General features: G+C 60.9%; 19 protein-coding genes. 16 read left to right on the top strand and 3 right to left on the bottom strand.

The window, feature by feature from the left end; translation table 11 throughout:
- The first annotated feature begins 20 nt into the window (after positions 1-20).
- The 4 genes from ACZ5IU_RS11705 (at position 21) to ACZ5IU_RS11690 (ending at position 3,775) form a co-directional block, all read left to right on the top strand.
- Entirely contained in the window at positions 21-1,283 is a 1,263-nt protein-coding gene (locus tag ACZ5IU_RS11705; protein WP_464417504.1) for an HDOD domain-containing protein, read from the top strand.
- On the top strand, positions 1,280-2,518 hold the full coding sequence (locus ACZ5IU_RS11700; RefSeq protein WP_464417502.1) for a diguanylate cyclase domain-containing protein: 1,239 nt from the start codon (positions 1,280-1,282) through the stop codon (positions 2,516-2,518). The genes ACZ5IU_RS11705 and ACZ5IU_RS11700 overlap by 4 nt, the downstream gene beginning before the upstream one ends.
- Before the next feature lie 42 nt (positions 2,519-2,560).
- Complete coding sequence (locus tag ACZ5IU_RS11695; protein ID WP_464417500.1) at positions 2,561-3,259, top strand: iron-containing alcohol dehydrogenase; 699 nt, start codon at positions 2,561-2,563, stop codon at positions 3,257-3,259.
- Positions 3,260-3,364: 105 nt separating this feature from the next.
- Positions 3,365-3,775: an HD-GYP domain-containing protein gene (locus tag ACZ5IU_RS11690; protein ID WP_464417498.1), complete on the top strand. Its 411-nt coding sequence runs from the start codon at positions 3,365-3,367 to the stop codon at positions 3,773-3,775.
- 100 nt (positions 3,776-3,875) lie between these two features.
- Here the strand turns inward: ACZ5IU_RS11690 and ACZ5IU_RS11685 are convergent, their stop codons facing one another.
- A complete protein-coding gene (locus tag ACZ5IU_RS11685) occupies positions 3,876-4,775 on the bottom strand; it encodes a foldase protein PrsA (protein WP_464417496.1) in 900 nt (299 codons plus the stop codon).
- A 103-nt stretch (positions 4,776-4,878) separates the two neighbouring features.
- Positions 4,879-5,052 carry a hypothetical protein gene (locus tag ACZ5IU_RS11680; RefSeq protein WP_464417494.1) on the bottom strand — a complete coding sequence of 58 codons (174 nt, stop codon included), beginning with the start codon at positions 5,050-5,052 and terminating at the stop codon, positions 4,879-4,881.
- 202 nt (positions 5,053-5,254) lie between these two features.
- On the opposite strand from ACZ5IU_RS11680, the gene ACZ5IU_RS11675 reads away from it, so the two are divergent.
- Positions 5,255-5,746, top strand: a complete 492-nt coding sequence (locus tag ACZ5IU_RS11675) for a Fur family transcriptional regulator (protein WP_464417492.1) — start codon at positions 5,255-5,257, stop codon at positions 5,744-5,746.
- A 22-nt stretch (positions 5,747-5,768) separates the two neighbouring features.
- Here the strand turns inward: ACZ5IU_RS11675 and ACZ5IU_RS11670 are convergent, their stop codons facing one another.
- Positions 5,769-6,338: a deaminase gene (locus ACZ5IU_RS11670; protein ID WP_464417490.1), complete on the bottom strand. Its 570-nt coding sequence runs from the start codon at positions 6,336-6,338 to the stop codon at positions 5,769-5,771.
- Positions 6,339-6,435: 97 nt separating this feature from the next.
- Between ACZ5IU_RS11670 and ACZ5IU_RS11665 the strand changes: the two genes are divergently transcribed.
- The 11 genes from ACZ5IU_RS11665 (at position 6,436) to ACZ5IU_RS11615 (ending at position 16,261) form a co-directional block, all read left to right on the top strand.
- A complete protein-coding gene (locus ACZ5IU_RS11665) occupies positions 6,436-7,176 on the top strand; it encodes a putative metalloprotease CJM1_0395 family protein (RefSeq protein WP_464417488.1) in 741 nt (246 codons plus the stop codon).
- Positions 7,177-7,773: 597 nt separating this feature from the next.
- The gene (locus tag ACZ5IU_RS11660) at positions 7,774-7,950 is read left to right on the top strand and encodes a hypothetical protein (RefSeq protein ID WP_464417486.1); all 177 of its coding nucleotides are present in this window, start codon (positions 7,774-7,776) and stop codon (positions 7,948-7,950) included.
- A 25-nt stretch (positions 7,951-7,975) separates the two neighbouring features.
- Positions 7,976-8,653 (top strand): deoxyribose-phosphate aldolase, encoded by a 678-nt coding sequence (deoC, locus tag ACZ5IU_RS11655; protein WP_464417484.1) that lies wholly within the window; start codon positions 7,976-7,978, stop codon positions 8,651-8,653.
- A 163-nt stretch (positions 8,654-8,816) separates the two neighbouring features.
- The gene (locus tag ACZ5IU_RS11650; protein ID WP_464417482.1) at positions 8,817-9,629 is read left to right on the top strand and encodes an ABC transporter permease; all 813 of its coding nucleotides are present in this window, start codon (positions 8,817-8,819) and stop codon (positions 9,627-9,629) included.
- Positions 9,630-9,670: 41 nt separating this feature from the next.
- A complete protein-coding gene (locus ACZ5IU_RS11645) occupies positions 9,671-10,162 on the top strand; it encodes a TIGR00725 family protein (protein ID WP_464417480.1) in 492 nt (163 codons plus the stop codon).
- The gene (locus ACZ5IU_RS11640) at positions 10,159-11,226 is read left to right on the top strand and encodes an ABC transporter ATP-binding protein (protein ID WP_464417478.1); all 1,068 of its coding nucleotides are present in this window, start codon (positions 10,159-10,161) and stop codon (positions 11,224-11,226) included. The genes ACZ5IU_RS11645 and ACZ5IU_RS11640 overlap by 4 nt, the downstream gene beginning before the upstream one ends.
- Before the next feature lie 78 nt (positions 11,227-11,304).
- The gene (locus ACZ5IU_RS11635; protein ID WP_464417476.1) at positions 11,305-12,396 is read left to right on the top strand and encodes an extracellular solute-binding protein; all 1,092 of its coding nucleotides are present in this window, start codon (positions 11,305-11,307) and stop codon (positions 12,394-12,396) included.
- A complete protein-coding gene (locus ACZ5IU_RS11630; protein WP_464417474.1) occupies positions 12,397-13,239 on the top strand; it encodes an ABC transporter permease subunit in 843 nt (280 codons plus the stop codon).
- 272 nt (positions 13,240-13,511) lie between these two features.
- Positions 13,512-14,048, top strand: coding sequence for an NADH-quinone oxidoreductase subunit NuoE family protein (locus tag ACZ5IU_RS11625; protein ID WP_464417472.1), 537 nt, complete (start codon positions 13,512-13,514; stop codon positions 14,046-14,048).
- Positions 14,041-14,439, top strand: coding sequence for a (2Fe-2S) ferredoxin domain-containing protein (locus tag ACZ5IU_RS11620; protein ID WP_464417470.1), 399 nt, complete (start codon positions 14,041-14,043; stop codon positions 14,437-14,439). Before ACZ5IU_RS11625 ends, ACZ5IU_RS11620 begins: the two co-directional genes overlap by 8 nt.
- Positions 14,440-14,467: 28 nt before the next feature.
- Positions 14,468-16,261, top strand: coding sequence for an NADH-ubiquinone oxidoreductase-F iron-sulfur binding region domain-containing protein (locus ACZ5IU_RS11615; protein WP_464417468.1), 1,794 nt, complete (start codon positions 14,468-14,470; stop codon positions 16,259-16,261).
- Positions 16,262-16,278 lie beyond the last annotated feature (17 nt).

Raw genomic sequence — 16,278 nt, 5'->3', positions numbered from 1 at the left:
CAGGAAGAGAGGGAGCCGCCATGGGAAGAGTTCATACGGACAATCTCACGCCGGGCATGAAGTTGACAGCAGATCTTCTGGGACCGAGAGGGATTCTCATTCTGCCCCGCGGAGCCGTCCTGACGGGAAAGAGCATCCAGACGATCAAGATCTGGGGCATCTCCGAAGCCGATGTGGAAGGAATCTCGGAGGAGGATATCGCAAAACGCGAAATGTCCCGGATAGATCCGGAGATCCTCCGGAAGGCGGAGGAACGGACAGAGTATCTTTTTTCGTCGCCTCCCGCGACCCCGTTCGGCGGGGAACTCCGGCGCCAGGTACTCCTCGAGTCCGCGAAACGATACGCGAACGGCGACTCGTTCGGCGATTTCGAACCCCACGAGTTGTTCCGGGATTCCGCAAAGGCGGTTTCGTACGACGACGAACGGGTCCCCGCTATTCACGACCTCGTGAGCGACTCCACGCGACTGTCGTCGTTCCCCGACATCTACTTCCAGATCTCTCAGGTTCTCGCGTCGCCCAAGAGCTCCGCCCACCATATCGCCGACGTCGTTTCGAAAGACACGAGCCTCGCGGCGAAACTCCTGAAACTCGTCAACAGCTCGTTCTACGGCTTCCCCGCGAGGATCGACTCGATTCCGAGGGCCGTCGCGATCATCGGCGTCAACGAACTGAGCACGCTCGCCATCGGAATCTCCGTGATCTCAGCGTTCAGGGACGTCCCCGAAGACGTATTCGGCATGCAATCCTTCTGGAAACACTCCATCGCGTGCGGCGTATTCGCACGAATCTACGCGTCCCTCGAAGTAGGCCTTTCCGAGGAGCGCCACTTCGTCGCGGGCATTCTCCACGACATCGGACGACTCGTCATGATCGAGGCAATGCCGCGGCACATGATCGCCTCGATCCGCCTCTCGGTCCGCAGACGACTGCCGATCCACATCGCCGAGCAACAGGTCATCGGATACGACCACGCGACGGTCGGAGGAGTGCTGCTCCACGAATGGGGCTTCCCGTCGATGCTTGAGCAGATCGTCCTCTTCCATCACCGGCCGGAGGAGTCGAAGAACGTCACGGAGTCGGCGATTCTCACGCTCGCCGACATCACGACGATCGGACTCCGCATGGGGCGATCCGGATCGTTCTTCGTGCCGGAAGTGGCACCCGACGCATGGGATGCCGTACACTTTCCTCCGAGCGCGATCGCTCCCGCGATCATGCAGGCGGAGCGCCAGATCTCGGAGATACTCGCGCTTTTCCTCGGAAAGGAGGGGGACCAGTGACCCCGGAACTCGACGCGGGGGAACTCGAGCGCCGCCTCGAACACCTGATGCAGGAACGCCGCGCGATCATCGAGAGCCTCGATGTCGCCGTGAACATCGGCAACTTCGCCCGGTGCATCAACGGTCTCGATTCCGTCGAAGCCATTCTGAAGGAAGCGACCGTACGGGTCCGAACGATCATCTCCGTGCATTCGATCTGCTTCTACATCGCGGAAGAGGAAGAGATGAACTTCCGGCTCGTCCACTGCGAACCGGCCGACGCCGCTGATTTCTTCGAGACGGAAAAAATCCCGCTGATCCAGGACCGTACGATCGCGTGGACGCTGCGACGCGAAAAACCGGTCATCGTCTCCTCGTCGGACAGGACGAGGCGGATTCTCCTGAACGCCCTCGCCACCCCCACGCGAATCCTCGGTTTATGCATGGCCGAACTCGACGACTCGCAGGATCTCGACGAAGTCGCTCCATACCCGGACTTCCTCTCCATCGTCCTCGCGACGACCGCCGAGGTTCTCGAATCATTCCTTCTCACGCGCAGGATCGTCGCACTGAACACGCATCTCGAGGAAAAAATCGCGAGCCTCGAACGATCGGAAGCCGAACTGATATCGTTGCGGGACCGGCTCGAGGAACAGGTCCGCGCGCGGACATTCGAGCTCGAGGCGACGAACGCGGAACTCACGCGCGAGGTGGCGGAACGCAAACGCGTCGAAGAGGAACTGCGCTACATGGCAACGCACGATTCGCTGACCGGCCTGCCGAGTCGGGTTCTTTTCCATGATCGTCTCGAGCAGGCCATCGCGCTCGCACGCCGGACGAAAACGCTCGTCGCCGTGATGTTTCTCGATCTCGATTCCTTCAAGCAGATCAACGACACGCTCGGGCACGACGTGGGCGATCTCCTGCTCGTCGAGATCGCGAACCGGCTGCGCGGAAACGTCCGCGACATGGATACCGTCGCCCGTATGGGAGGGGACGAGTTCATGTTCGCGGTTCCCTGCCTGACCGCACCGAACGAGGCCGCCACGGTCGCGGATCGCCTGATCCGCTCCGTGAGCCGGGAGATCCGTATCGGAGAGCATACGCTCAGTGTTACCGGAAGCATCGGCATCAGCTTCTTCCCCGATGACGGAGATTCGGTCCAGACGCTTATGCGGCGCGCCGATGCGGCAATGTACCGCGCGAAGGAGAGCGGTCGCGACACGTTCTCGTTTTCGGGCAGACAGGAACGGTAAAAGGGCTCCGGATGCGGCAGTGAAAGGAGAGTGGGCGTCGTCATGACACCCATGGTCGGACTCCGCAAATTCGGCGCTCCCGAGTTCATATTCGGCATGGGCACCATGGATCTTGCGGGGCAGTACGCCAGGAATTCCGGAGCGCCCCGCATCTTTCTCGTTTCCGATCCCGGCGTCCGTCGAACCGGCTGGACGAAGCGGGTCTCCGAGGACTGCGCGAAGGGGATCGGAATCATCGCCTCGAATGGCGGCAGGATCTCGGACTGGGAGGGCATCGATCTCGTGAGCGCGGCGACGACGCCTCTCATCCGCATTCCGACGACGGCCGGCAGCTCGGCGGACGTCTCCCAGTTTTCGATCATCGCCGATACGACACGTCGCGTCAAAATGGAGCTCGTCAGCAAGGCCCTCGTCCCGGACGTCGCGCTCATCGATCCGTTTCCGCTGACGACCCTTTCGCCCACACTCACGGCATTCACGGGAATGGACTCTCTCACGCACGCCGTCGAAGCGTACGTTTCCCACGTCCATTCGCCGTTTACGGACGTCCGCGCGGCCACCCACAGTCTCGGCGGAACGCGACCTTCTCGACAGACTCATCGGCTTGGGGGAGCACTCATTTCGGAAGACCTGTTACACGAGACTCCGGAAGGGAAGACGGGCTCAAACTCGAGCGCATCTGTCGCGACATCCAGACACACGTCGGGAAGTACAACACGACCATGGGGGAGAGCTATCTGAGTCTTTCGATGGGGTTCGCGGTCGCGTACGAACAGGGGTTCAACCCGACGGAACCGTTCAGGGAAGCCGATAACGCACAATCCGCTCGTCCACACGGTCATGACGATGCTCGAAGCGAGGGACTTCATTACGGAGGGACACGCCGACCGCCTTCAGTGCCACGTCGACAGGCTCGCTACGTCTCTCGGCTTCTCCGGACGGCTGCGCGCCGACCTCACGCTCTTCGCGAAGTTCCACGACATCGGCAAGGTCGGCGTCCCCGACAGCATCCTCTTCAAGCCCCGTCCGCTCACAAAGGAGGAACTCGTCGTCATGAGGGGACACTCGGAGATCGGGCACAGGATCGCGCTTTCGACTCCCGACGTGCTTCCGGTCGCCGACTGGATCCTGAAACACCACGAGTGCCGGGACGGAAGCGGCTATCCGATCGGCCTCAGCAAACACGACATCCCGCTCGAATGCAGGATGCTCGCGCTCGCCGCCGCGTTCGACGCCATGACGAACGACCGTCCGTAAACTCGTGGTTCACTTCATCAGGATTCTCGAGGAGGAAACGGAAAAAGGTCCGGGCTGACCCCGGGCCTTTTTCCGTTGGCGTCCTTTCGAGTCCGGCGCGCTATTTCTTCGGCGCGACGTCGGCCGAAACGACTTCGACCTTGTACTTTTCGCGAAGCTTCGCGACCTCGTCGGTATACAGCTTCGTCTTTTTGTCTTTCAGCAGTTCGGTCTTGATTTCATCCTTCACGTCCGCGAACGGTTTCGTTCCCGGGGCCTTCCTGTCGAAGAGCTTGATGACGTGCCATCCGAACTGCGTCTTCACGGGCGCAGACATCTCGTCCTTCTTCAGCGCGAAGGCAACGGTCTCGAACTCGGGAACGGTCTGCCCCTTCTGGATGTAGCCGAGATCCCCGCCCTGCTCCTTCGACGGGCATGAGGAATACTTCTTCGCGGCCTCCTCGAAAGCGAGCCCGCCCTTGATTTCGTCGAGCACCTTTTTCGCCTCGGCCTCTTCCTTGACGAGAACATGGCTCACCTTCACGCTCTCGGGAACCGCGAACGCCGATTGATTCTTGTCGTAAAACATCTTGGCGTCCTGATCGGATACCGCGACGTCCCTGAAAAGACGCTTCACGGCGAACGAGCGGACGAGATCCTTGCGCATCGCGTCGAGAGCCCTGGAAAACTCCGGATCCTTCTCGACATCGTTTTCCTTCCCCCAGAGCGAGAAGACCTCCATCGTGATCACTTCGTCGAGGACGGCCTTCCGCCCACGCTCGGTGTCGTACATCGCAGCGCGCTGCGGATCGAGCGTCGCGAGGATGTCGTCGACGTCCTTTTCCCGGATCTCCCTGTCGCCGACCTTCGCAAGGACGGTTTCCGGAGCGGGACGGGCGGGAGACGGAGCCGTCACCGCCGCAGGGGCGGCGTCCGGGGACACGGGAGCTTCGGCCAGAGCAAAACCGCAGGCCGCAAGGACCATAATCGCTGCAGAAGCACATGCGCTGATTCGTTTCACGTTGAGGTTCCTCCTCCGATTGGTGTGTGTCTTGAATGCTTCCGGATCGAAAGCGAGGGTATCATACTTCAAAGCCAGCCAACATGCGAGGAAATACGGAAATTCACGACGATCCCGCCATGATCCAGGACATCACGAAAAGAACGCACGCCCATATGAAATCCATGATTCCCCTGCCCTGGTACCCGAAGCGGATCTTTCGGATTCCCGCGTAGATCAGAGTCAGGCCGCACAGGATGAGAATGACCGGCGCAACATAACGCGCGAAAAAGGACATCGAAAAACCTCCCTGATTCCGATAATCGTTTCATTTCCCCCGTGAATCGCGAGATTCCGTTCGGAAACGCGCGAACAACTTCTTCCGGCGGGGTGTTCGGGCGATGCCGGAGGTCGCCTTTTCCCGCCGTTCCCTTGGACAGTCCGGCGCGATATCTGTATGATATGCCAACCGCCGGAAAAGGCAAGAAAGGAAGAGTCCTATGACGTCCGAGGAAGCGGGGAATCAGGTACAGGAACTTCTCAAAAACCTCAGGGAACGGGGATTCCGCATCACGGAACAACGCAGGATCATCGTCGAAACGCTCGTCGAAAACCAGGGGGTGCACTCCAACGCCCGGGAACTCCTCCAATTCGCGCAGAAGAAGGATCCGACGCTCGGATTCGCGACGCTGTACCGGACGCTTCTCGTCCTCGAGGATGCCGGATTCGTCCGCCAGCTGAATCTCGGAGAGGGATTCAATCGCTACGAAGTCCCCGGCAGGGATGTGACACTCCACCTGCTCTGCACATCGTGCGGACGCGTCCGGCATTTCGGCGAACAGGAAAACAAGCTCCGCGTCCTGTCCGTATGGGCAGCCGAGGAGGGGTTCGAAATCTCACCGCAGTCGATCCAGATCTTCGGAGTCTGCTCCGAGTGCCTGGCAAGAAATATCCGGTGCGGAACGCCCCGCGCCCCGGGTTGCCGCAGATGACCCGCTCAAATCGCCGGCTCCTTCACGAGCGGACCATCTTCTTCTCTCCCGCCTGATACACGGCCGACAGGCGCGCGTACGTCCCGCGGAGGTCCTCGTATCGCGCCCAGGCGCTTCCCGGATCGTCGAAAGAAGGAATCATGTCGAGAAGCCACGTCATCTCGTAGTACCGGTTCTTCCGCGTCGGCGCCTGACACCCGAAGACATCCCGCAGAATCTGGAGGTCGTGCGGAATGTTGAAGTCGTCCCGCGTGCTTTCGTATCCGAACAGGTAGCAGATCCTGTCGAACCCGGACCACGCGAGCGCGGAGATGCACATCGAACAGGGTTCGTGCGTCGAGAGGAAGAGGCATTCGGACGGAGCGGGGCGATCGGACATCGCATAAAACTCCCTGATCGCGTATATCTCCCCGTGCCAGAGGGGACACTCGCTTTCATGATTCGTTCCGGCGATCACCAGGGAAAAATCGCTCTTCCTGAGGACGGCGGCTCCGAAGACCTTGTCACCCCGTCTGACCCCCGCCTCGGTCAGCGGGACGATGTCGCGTTCGATCACGTCAAGCATCCTGTCGAACAGAATCCGATCCGTCATTCGCAATCCCTCCCCGCTTTCGTCGCGGCTGTCTTTTCTTTCAGTGTCATTGTACAATATCGATAGTTGAACGTATTCCCCGAAAGGAGATTCTGTCGTGGTCGCTCTCGCCGCCGGCATTCAAAGAGATCCGGAACTTCTGAGATCCGAAGCGCAGGTCCTGGCCCAGGAGCGCAGGATCAGGGCGCTGGCGGCCGGCGCATCGGTGCGGACGCAGGAACATACGACGGTCGGAACAGACGGAAAGCGATACGTCACGTCGATCTCCATCACGATCTCGGGACCGGAGAAAATCGTCGACCGTATCGACGGCGGCGCAAAGGGCGTTTCCGTCGAAACGACATCCGAGCCGGACGAAGAGAACCGGAATGGACGAATGCCTCTCCGCCCGCTCTCGACGGCCGACAGGAACGCAACCTACTCCCCGAAGGTCCGGCAGGCGATCGAGAAGCTCAAGGCGATCGAACGGGACGTCATTTCCCACGAGGCGGCTCACAAGGCCGCAGGGGGACAGTACGCCGGCCCCGTCTCATACAGTTACACGACCGGCCCCGACGGCAAGAGGTACATCACGGGCGGCGAGGTTCCGATTTCGGCTCCGGCGGGACGCACTCCGGAAGAAACGGCGCGGATCATGGACCAGGTTCAGCGCGCCGCGCTCGCAGCCGGCGATCCGTCTCCCCAGGATATTTCCGTCGCCGCGAAGGCGGCCTCGGCAAAGGCACGCGCCCAGCGCGAAATCTCGCGAACCGAGGCGGGAAGGGCCTACAGCGCGTGGAACATGGCGAAAGGTGCGGATAGGGCGTCTCCGTTCTCCATGCCGTCCCTCGTCGCCTGACAAAAGTCGTTTCCGTCCCCTTCCGGATACAGCACACCCCGACGGATATCAGGCGGACCTTTTTGCCGGCAACCGTCTCCCCGCGGTGGCAAACAGATGGCGACATGTTGCGCGTTCCCGCAGATTGTATTCCCTTATGAACTCTCCCAATTTTGCATTATGCTTTTTCTCGGGTTTTGCCTTGTCATCTTCCCCATGGAATGGTACTCTCAATAGTGATAATGATTTTCATTTTTATCTATCGTCTTTCCTGTTTCCGCCCAGGAAGCGCTCGGGCCGTACAAAACGCACGCGTGTAATTCTCTCGTCACAGGGGGAGGTGGCGTCTGTGAACAAGATGACTGTTATCTGGCTTGGCATCATGGCGGTTATTGGTATTGTCATGATTGTTATGAAGCTCCGCAACAGGAATTCGAACACTGGGGAGAAATAACTCCGCGATATATCGTGGTGCAGCGGGGACCGGAAAACCGCGCGCGGCCCGCTCAGCATCCCGGGAATCTCCGGGCGAATCGAATACATTCGTTCATTTCGACTTCCGAATTGCCGATGAGTATTCAGAAGGATCAGATTTTCATCGACGGGGAGGATGGCGACATGACGGAGCGAATCGATCCCGTTCGGGGAGACGTCTTCCCGATTCCAAGCCGACGCGTTCAGCCGAAGAACCGGAAGAGGGACTATCGAGACGGCAGACGTGCATTCGAATATGCCCTCGAAAAGCGTCGTCGGAATGACGACGAGGACGACGACGGACTTGATACGTTTGTGTGACGCCCGCCCGGAGAATCCGGAGGCAATGCCTCACGCGAGCGCAATATCCGCATCACAGATCGACAATACCCTCCTTCGCTCCGATACGACACGCGAGGATGTTGGCAATTTTCTCGAACGAAGTCTTCCTTTTTCGTTCCGGACGCTCGTCGTTCCCCCGTGGGCTATTCCCTTGGCGGTGTCGGCGTGTTCGGGAACGGCCTGCGGTGTCTCTGCCGTCGTCGGGTTCCCCCACGGGACCGTTCCCCTGTCCGTCAAGCTCCGCGAAGTCGAGACGTACGTCTCTTCGGGCGTCAGCGATCTCGACATCGTCGCTCCGGTCTACGCGATCCGTTCGGGCGACTGGAAAACCGTCGAGCTGGAGATCCGCGCGCTGCGCGAAGCGTGTGGTGCGCGTATTTTCAAGCTTATCATCGAAACTCCGCTCCTGTCCGCCGAAGAGATCGCCCTACTCTGCGACATTTCCCTCTCCGGGCCCGGTCCCGACTTCCTGAAGACCGGCACCGGATTTTCCGGAAAAGTCACCACGACGGAACATGTCCGGCTCCTCCGCGAACGCCTCCGCGGCAGGAGACGCATCAAGGCTTCCGGCGGAATCCGTACGCTCGCCGACGCCCTCTCATTTCTCGACGCGGGAGCCGATGTCATCGGGACGAGCGCTGGAATCGGCATTCTCGGGGAGCAGTCAGCCTCCTCCGCCTGAGACCTCCGTTTTTTTCCTTTCACACCCCGCGGTCGTTGCCTTCCCGTCAATATAATGTACAATTCTTACGTGATCGCAACAATGAACCCATTCGTCCAGATCCCGTTCTGGCGGTGCACACTTCCGGGTTTCGCCGCCAGGAACGTACGGAAGGGTGCGCGGCATGGTTCGACGTGCTTTCTGGGGAGTTTTGTTCTGCCTCTATTTCGCATACGTTCTCGCGCCGATCCTGCTCATGTTCGTGGGGTCGTTCGGCGAGAAATGGTTCGGTACGCTCCTGCCGACCGGCTTCACCTGGCGGTGGTATCTCGACCTGTTCTCGAAGGCGATGTACGTCCGGGCGATGATGATGAGCCTTCTCGTCGCGTCGCTCTCCGCCGTTCTCAACGCCGCGATCGGCATTCCGGCGGTCTATGCGGTCCACACGCTCCGGAAGCCGTGGCTCCGGCGGCTTTTCGACTTCGTCATCCTGCTGCCCATCGCGATTCCCCCCGTCGTCATGGGGCTCGGATTCGTGCAGGCGTTCAACTGGTCGTCCTTCTCGCTCGTCGGCACGTGGCATCTCCTCCTCGCCGCACACGTCGTCTACACGCTCCCGTTCATGCTCCGGCCGCTCATGGCCAACCTTGAGCTCCTCCGCTGGAACACGCTCGAGGAAGCCGCGACGTCGCTCGGCGCGTCGCCGTGGTTCGTCACGAAGCGGGTTCTCATCCCCAATCTGTTGCCCGGGCTGACTTCCGGCGCACTCATGACATTCGCGATGTCTCTCGGCGAATTCCAGCTCGCGGTGATGGTCACCGGATCCGCGAGCCAGACCTACCCCGTCGTCCTCTATCAGGCGTTCTACGTCAGTACGGGCTTCGCCTGCGCGGCGACGACGTTGCTCGTTCTCCTGAGCCTCTTCAGCCTGACCGGCGTTCTGGTACTTCGGAAGATATTCGGAGGCGGCGGCCAGGCCGAGATCGTCGGCGCATGACCCCGGGCGGCCATACGAGAATTTTCTCCGAGGAGGATGTCATGAATCCTGCGGAACGAATCATCAGCGTCATCGGAGCATCCGTCGCGACCCCGGAACAGTACGATCTCGCGCTCCGCGTCGGGCGTCTCCTGGCGGAGGCGGGCGCCGTCGTGGTCTGCGGCGGGCGCGGAGGCGTTATGGAAGGCGTCTGTCGCGGAGTCCGCGAGGCGGGCGGAATCTCCGTCGGGATCCTGCCGACGAATCGGGGCGAGGCGAATCCATACGTCACGATTCCCGTCACGACCGGCATCGGCGAAGCGCGGAACGTGGTCGTCGTCTCGTCTGGCGATGCGGTCATCTCGATCGGCGGCGGACCGGGGACGCTCTCCGAAATCGGACTCGCGCTCAAGATCGGCAAGCCCGTCGTCTTCCTCAGCACATGGGATCCGGTCGACGAATGCGGCGTGTCCGCAGCGGCGCACACCGCAGCCGATCCCGCGGAGGCGGTCAGCCTCGCGTTCCGTCTCGCCGGGGAGCCGGAGCGCACATGAAAACCGTCCGGCTCGAAAACGTCTCGAAGCGGTTCGGGAAGTTCGATGCGTTGCGCGACGTTTCGCTGACGATCGGCGAAGGAGAGTTCCTTTCGCTTCTCGGTCCCTCCGGATGCGGTAAGACGACGTCACTGCGCCTGATCGCGGGATTTCTTTCCCCCGACGGGGGGGATGTCCTGATCGGGGGACGTTCGATGAGAGGCGTGTCCGTAAAGGAGCGTCGCATCGGGATCGTGTTCCAGAACTACGCACTCTTCCCGAACCTGAGCGTCTACGACAACGTCGCCTTCGGACCGAGGGCGCGATCGCTCTCCGAACGGATATTCGCGCCGAAGATCGCCCAGCTCCTCGAACTCGTCGGGCTCGCGGATCGGGCGACGTCATTTCCGAAACAGCTCTCCGGCGGACAGCAGCAGCGCGTCGCGCTCGCGCGCGCACTCGCGATCGAACCGGACGTCCTGCTGCTCGACGAACCGCTCTCGGCGCTCGACGCGAAGGTCCGCAACGCGCTTCGCTTCGAGATCCGGCGGATCCAGCGGGAATACGGCATCACGACGATCTACGTCACGCACGACCAGGAGGAGGCGCTCTCGATTTCCGACCGTGTCGCGCTGATGCACGAAGGGCGCATCGAGCAGACGGGAACGCCGCGCGAGATCTACGCTTCGCCGGCGTCGCTCTTCGTCGCGGACTTCATCGGAGTCAACAATCTCCTCGCCGCGGAGTACCTCGGGGCCGGGCGCGTCCGATGGCGCGACAGCGTCATGACCTTCCCCGGACTTTCGGGAGACGAGAACGGCGTCTGCAAGCTCGTCATCCGGCCGGAACGCGTCGCAGTCGTCGCGGGCCCGGCCCGGGAAGCGCCCGGAGACGATCGATGCCGCCTCGTCCGCGGGACGATCGAGGGACGCATCTTCCTCGGCCCTCTGATCCGCGTCGCAGTGAATGTCGGGGGGGAACGGGTCCTCGCGGACGTTCTCAACGCGGAGGGGACGTCGTTCGAAGCGGGGACCGAAGCGGAACTCCGTTTCTCCGCATCCGACGTCCGCGTCCTGTTCGGGTAACGGCAGTCCATCAACGGAAACACCGGGAATCGGGGATTCCCGATTTCGATATCAGGCATTCAGGGGAGGGGTACATCCATGTTCCGGAAATTGGCGGTGTGCGCGGCGTTCGTGACGCTGTTCGCGGGATTTTCCGCAACGACCGCGACGGCGAAGGACCTCGGAAAGGAACTCTATCCGGGCGAGAAGGCGGTTTTCGAATCGGCGCTGAAGGAAAAGGGCATCAACAGCTACGATACGGGCCCCACCTGGGCGAACTGGCAGGCGCTCTTCGACGGGTATCAGGCGCGGTACGGCATTCAGGTCGCGTTCAACGACCTCGGCAGCGGCGCGACAGTCGTCCGTCTCGACAAAGAACGGAACAACCCGCAGGCGGACACTGCGTACTATTTCATGCCCTTCGGACCGGCTGCGAAGGAGAAGGGCGTCACCGAACCCTTCAGGCCGACGAACTTCGACAAGATTCCCGATGTCCTCAAGGATGCTGAGGGAAACTGGTTCTGTGTCCACAAGGCCACGGTCGTTTTCGTCATCAACAAAAATCTCGTGAAAGAAACGCCGAAGAGCTGGAAAGACCTTCTCGATCCGAAGTACGCGAAGTCGGTCGTCTACCTCGATCCCCGAACCACCGGCATCGGGTACGCGATCGTGATCGCGACGACGTACGCGCACGGCGGCGACCTCGACAGGCTCGAGGCGGGAATCGATTACCTCGCCGCTCTCCAGAAATCGGGCAACGTCCGGATGATCGAGAAGACCACCGAGTTCGACAAGTTCCTCAAGGGCGAGATTCCCATCTGGATCACCTACGACATGAACGCGTACCGCGCGAAGTACATCGCGGGGCTCGGTGACGCGATCGACATCGTGATTCCGGCCGAGGGAACGATCACGTCCCCCTACGCGCTCTCGCTCGTCAAGGGCGGACCGAACCCGAACTCGGGCAAGCTCTGGCTGAACTACATCCTCTCTGAGGAGGGGCAGGGATTGTTCGCGAAGGGATTCGTGCGCCCGATCCTGCCGGGCTTCAAACTCCCGCCCGACGTGGCGGACAAGTTCCTCCCCGACGCGGACTACGCCCGCGCAAAAGATGTCGACTGGGTCAAGGCGCAGACCGTCCAGAAGGACGCCGCCCGGATGTGGGGCAGCAAGGTTCTCGGGGAGAATTAGATGCTCTCGCGGGGCCGGACCTGGATCCTGCTTCTCCCGCTCGCGGGGGTGCTGACGCTCTTTCTCTTCTGGCCCCTTACGCTTGTCGTCAGGGAGAGCCTCTTCTCCGAAGGAAGGTTCTCCCTGTCGAACTACACGGCGATGTTCGTCTCGAAGCTCTACCGTGAATCGCTTACGACGAGCCTCGCCCTGTCCGTCAGCACGACGCTTCTCGGTGTCCTCATCGGTCTGCCGCTTTCGTACGGGATGCACCGGAGCGGCCCGGGAATGCGGAACGCGATCATGACGCTCGCCACGATCCCGCTGACGTTCAGCGGCCTCGTCGTCGGCTTCGCCTTTATCGTGCTTCTCGGAACGAGCGGCTTCGTGACGCTTCTGCTCAAAAAGTTCTTCGACGTCAATCCTCTCGAGTTTTCCGCGTTCCTGTTCACGTGGAGGGGACTCGTCGCGGCCTATTGCTACTTTCTGATCCCGCGGATGATCCTCACGATGACCGCCGCATGGAGCACCGCCGACTGGAGCCTCCTCGAGGCCGCCCGGAGCCTCGGAGCAGGTCCGGTCCGGATCCTCGCGCAGGTACTGCTTCCGATGATCGGTCCGGCCGTTCTCGCGGGGTCGTCCCTGCTGTTCGCCGTTAGCATGGGGGCATTCGGCACGGCGTTCTCCCTGACCGGCATCGGCGTGAAGATCCTTCCTCTCGTGATCTACACGCACGTTTCCGAACTCTCGACCGAAATCGCGAAGGCCGACGCGCTCGCCGTCCTCCTCACCGTCATCACGACCCTCATCATCCTCGGGTACGAACGCTGCTTCGTCCGGAGGCCCCCCTCATCTCAAGGGTAATTTCAACTATTCCTTGACAAAATCAGACAGTTTTATAAAATTGATTCCGCAATAGCAGCCGAGTATGGAGTGCGTATATTCGGCAGCCTCTTGCGGCGGCAGCGTGGTATTCGGTGGTATACTGTTTGTGTTCGTGCGCCGAAAATCACACCTCCCGAAGATTCTTCCGGATAACCGGCCGGAATCGAGGAGGGTTATTTTTTTGTCCCAGTTTGTGAAAGCGTGGGCATTAGCAAAGTACCATACCACATCCATGGCAAGGAGGCGCAGGTATGTCAGGCTGTTGTGACGGAAACGTCGAACGGTACAAGGAACTCCAGACGTACATCGACGGACTCCCGGAAAAGAAGGGAAGACTCATCGGCGTGCTTCACAAAGCGCAGGGGATCTTCGGGTACCTTCCCCGCGAAGTCCAGGAATTCATCGCCGCGGCGCTCGGGCTTCCCGTCGCGAAGGTGTACGGTGTCGTGAAGTTCTACTCGTTCTTCACGATGCTTCCCAAGGGGAAATTCCCTATCTCCGTGTGTCTCGGAACCGCATGTTACGTCCGTGGAGCGGACGACATCGTCGCCGAACTCGAAAAGCTGCTCGGGATCACCGTCGGCCAGGTGACGCCCGACGGGGTATTCTCGCTGGATACGCTCCGTTGCGTCGGCGCGTGCGGGCTCGCACCCGTCATGATCGTAGCGGGACATGTGTATGGACGCATGAAGCCGGCCGATGTGGCCGGGATCATCGGGGAATACCGAAAAAAGGCGCAGGCCTCCGGACAGGAAAAGACATGTGAAGGAGTGTGCTGTCATGGATAAGGTAAAGTCCCTGGACGACCTCCGCAAGCTCAAGGCAGCCATGCAGAACGCGACGGAGCTGCGCGAGAAGGGACAGAACATCGACAAGCTCATCGAGGTCAAGGTCAGCATGGCCACCTGCGGCATCGCCGCCGGCGCCAGGGAGACGATGGCTGCAATGATGGAGGAAGCGTCGAAGCGTGGCATGAAGAATATCGTCTTCACTCAGTCCGGTTGCATGGGATACTGCCATTCCGAGCCGACCGTGACGATCGTGCGTCCCGGCGAAGAGCCCGTGACCTTCGGCGACGTGAAGGGACAGCGCATCACGGAGATCTTCGATTCCTACATCGCGAAGGGCGAGCTGGTGGACGGGATCATTCCGCTGGCGAGCAAGAGCATTCACGACTAGGGCATCCCCCGGATAAGGAGAACAGGATATGACCAATATAAAGATGCACGTTCTCGTATGCGGCGGAACCGGGTGCACGTCCTCCAGAAGCATGGAGATCGTGGACGCTCTCAGGGCCGAAATCAAGGCCCAGGGTCTCGCCGACGAAGTCAAGGTCGTCATCGCGGGGTGCTTCGGCTTCTGCGAGAAGGGCCCGATCGTCAAGATTTCCCCGGACAACACCTTCTACGTCCAGGTGACGCCCGAAGACGCGAAGGAGATCGTCGCGGAGCACATCGTCAAGGGACGCAAGGTCAGCCGCCTTCTCTACGTCGATCCCAAGACGACTGAACACATCTCCGATTCGAAGCACATGGACTTCTACAAGAAACAACTCCGGATCGCCCTTCGCAACTGCGGTTTCATCGATCCCGAAAACATCGGCGAATACATCGCACGCGACGGCTACATGGCCCTCGGCAAGGCGATCTTCGAGATGTCCCCGAAACAGGTCGTGGACGAGGTCAAGAAGTCCGGACTCAGAGGGCGCGGGGGCGGCGGATTCCCGACGGGACTCAAGTGGGAAATCGCCGCGTCCTACAAGGCCGACCAGAAGTACGTCATCTGCAACGCCGACGAAGGCGACCCAGGCGCCTTCATGGACCGGTCCGTTCTCGAGGGCGACCCCCATTCGATCATCGAAGCCATGGCGATCTGCGGCTACGCAATCGGCGCGAGCAAGGGCGTCGTCTACATCCGCGCGGAATATCCGCTCGCGGTCGAACGCCTTCAGAAGGCCATCGTCGCGGCCCGCGAGACCGGCCTGCTCGGAAACAACATCCTCGGCAGCGACTTCTCGTTCGACATCGACATGTACTACGGCGCGGGCGCCTTCGTCTGCGGCGAGGAAACGGCTCTGATCCGCTCGCTCCAGAGCGAGCGCGGCGAACCGACGAGCAAGCCTCCCTTCCCGGCCGAGTCCGGTTTCTGGGGCAAACCATCGAATGTCAACAACGTCGAGACCTTCGCGAATATTCCGGTGATCCTCCTCAAGGGCGCCGATTGGTTCGCGTCGATCGGCACGGCAAAGTCCAAGGGTACCAAGGTCTTCGCGCTCGCCGGCAAGGTCAACAATGTCGGCCTCGTCGAGGTGCCGATGGGCACGACGCTTCGGGAAGTCATCTTCGATATCGGCGGTGGCATCCGGAACGGCAAGAAGTTCAAGGCCGCGCAGACGGGCGGTCCGTCGGGCGGATGTCTCACGGAGAAATTCCTCGATACGCCCATCGACTTCGACAACCTGATCGCGGCGGGCTCGATGATGGGCTCGGGTGGCATGATCGTCCTCGACGAAGACGACTGCATGGTCAACGTCGCGAAGTTCTACCTGGGCTTCACGGTCGAGGAGTCGTGCGGCAAGTGCACCCCATGCCGCGTGGGCAACAAACGCATGCTCGAAATGCTCGAAAAGATCAGCGCCGGCAAGGCGACCGAAAAGGACCTCAGCCGTCTCCGGGAACTCGCGACCATCATCAAGGACACGTCGCTCTGCGGTCTGGGACAGACGGCGCCGAACCCGGTCCTGTCGACGCTCGACAACTTCTACGACGAATATCTGGCCCACGTCCGCGACAAGCGGTGTCCGGCCGGAAAGTGCAAGTCGCTTATGCAGTACGTGATCGACCCTGCGAAATGCAAGGGATGCACGATGTGCGCCAAGGTCTGCCCCGCAGGCGCCATCGCGGGAAAGGTCAAGGAACCCCACGTCATCAGCCAGGAGAAGTGCGTCAAGTGCGGGGCCTGCTTCGCCACCTGCAAGTTCGGTGCGATCTCGAAGCGGTAGCCTGAGGAGGACGAAGC

The organism is Lactivibrio alcoholicus (genome assembly GCF_055390895.1).
Note: the sequence above shows the minus strand (reverse complement) of the source record. Positions and strands in the feature narration are given on the sequence as shown.

Coding starts and splice junctions, on each gene's coding strand:
- ACZ5IU_RS11670 (WP_464417490.1), bottom strand. CDS start 6,338: ATGACGGATCGGATTCTGTTCGACAGGATGCTTGACGTGATCGAACGC.
- ACZ5IU_RS11705 (WP_464417504.1), top strand. CDS start 21: ATGGGAAGAGTTCATACGGACAATCTCACGCCGGGCATGAAGTTGACA.
- ACZ5IU_RS11695 (WP_464417500.1), top strand. CDS start 2,561: ATGACACCCATGGTCGGACTCCGCAAATTCGGCGCTCCCGAGTTCATA.
- ACZ5IU_RS11615 (WP_464417468.1), top strand. CDS start 14,468: ATGACCAATATAAAGATGCACGTTCTCGTATGCGGCGGAACCGGGTGC.
- ACZ5IU_RS11625 (WP_464417472.1), top strand. CDS start 13,512: ATGTCAGGCTGTTGTGACGGAAACGTCGAACGGTACAAGGAACTCCAG.
- ACZ5IU_RS11660 (WP_464417486.1), top strand. CDS start 7,774: ATGACGGAGCGAATCGATCCCGTTCGGGGAGACGTCTTCCCGATTCCA.
- ACZ5IU_RS11630 (WP_464417474.1), top strand. CDS start 12,397: ATGCTCTCGCGGGGCCGGACCTGGATCCTGCTTCTCCCGCTCGCGGGG.
- deoC (WP_464417484.1), top strand. CDS start 7,976: ATGCCTCACGCGAGCGCAATATCCGCATCACAGATCGACAATACCCTC.
- ACZ5IU_RS11650 (WP_464417482.1), top strand. CDS start 8,817: ATGGTTCGACGTGCTTTCTGGGGAGTTTTGTTCTGCCTCTATTTCGCA.
- ACZ5IU_RS11645 (WP_464417480.1), top strand. CDS start 9,671: ATGAATCCTGCGGAACGAATCATCAGCGTCATCGGAGCATCCGTCGCG.
- ACZ5IU_RS11620 (WP_464417470.1), top strand. CDS start 14,041: ATGGATAAGGTAAAGTCCCTGGACGACCTCCGCAAGCTCAAGGCAGCC.
- ACZ5IU_RS11675 (WP_464417492.1), top strand. CDS start 5,255: ATGACGTCCGAGGAAGCGGGGAATCAGGTACAGGAACTTCTCAAAAAC.
- ACZ5IU_RS11635 (WP_464417476.1), top strand. CDS start 11,305: ATGTTCCGGAAATTGGCGGTGTGCGCGGCGTTCGTGACGCTGTTCGCG.
- ACZ5IU_RS11680 (WP_464417494.1), bottom strand. CDS start 5,052: ATGTCCTTTTTCGCGCGTTATGTTGCGCCGGTCATTCTCATCCTGTGC.
- ACZ5IU_RS11690 (WP_464417498.1), top strand. CDS start 3,365: ATGCTCGAAGCGAGGGACTTCATTACGGAGGGACACGCCGACCGCCTT.
- ACZ5IU_RS11640 (WP_464417478.1), top strand. CDS start 10,159: ATGAAAACCGTCCGGCTCGAAAACGTCTCGAAGCGGTTCGGGAAGTTC.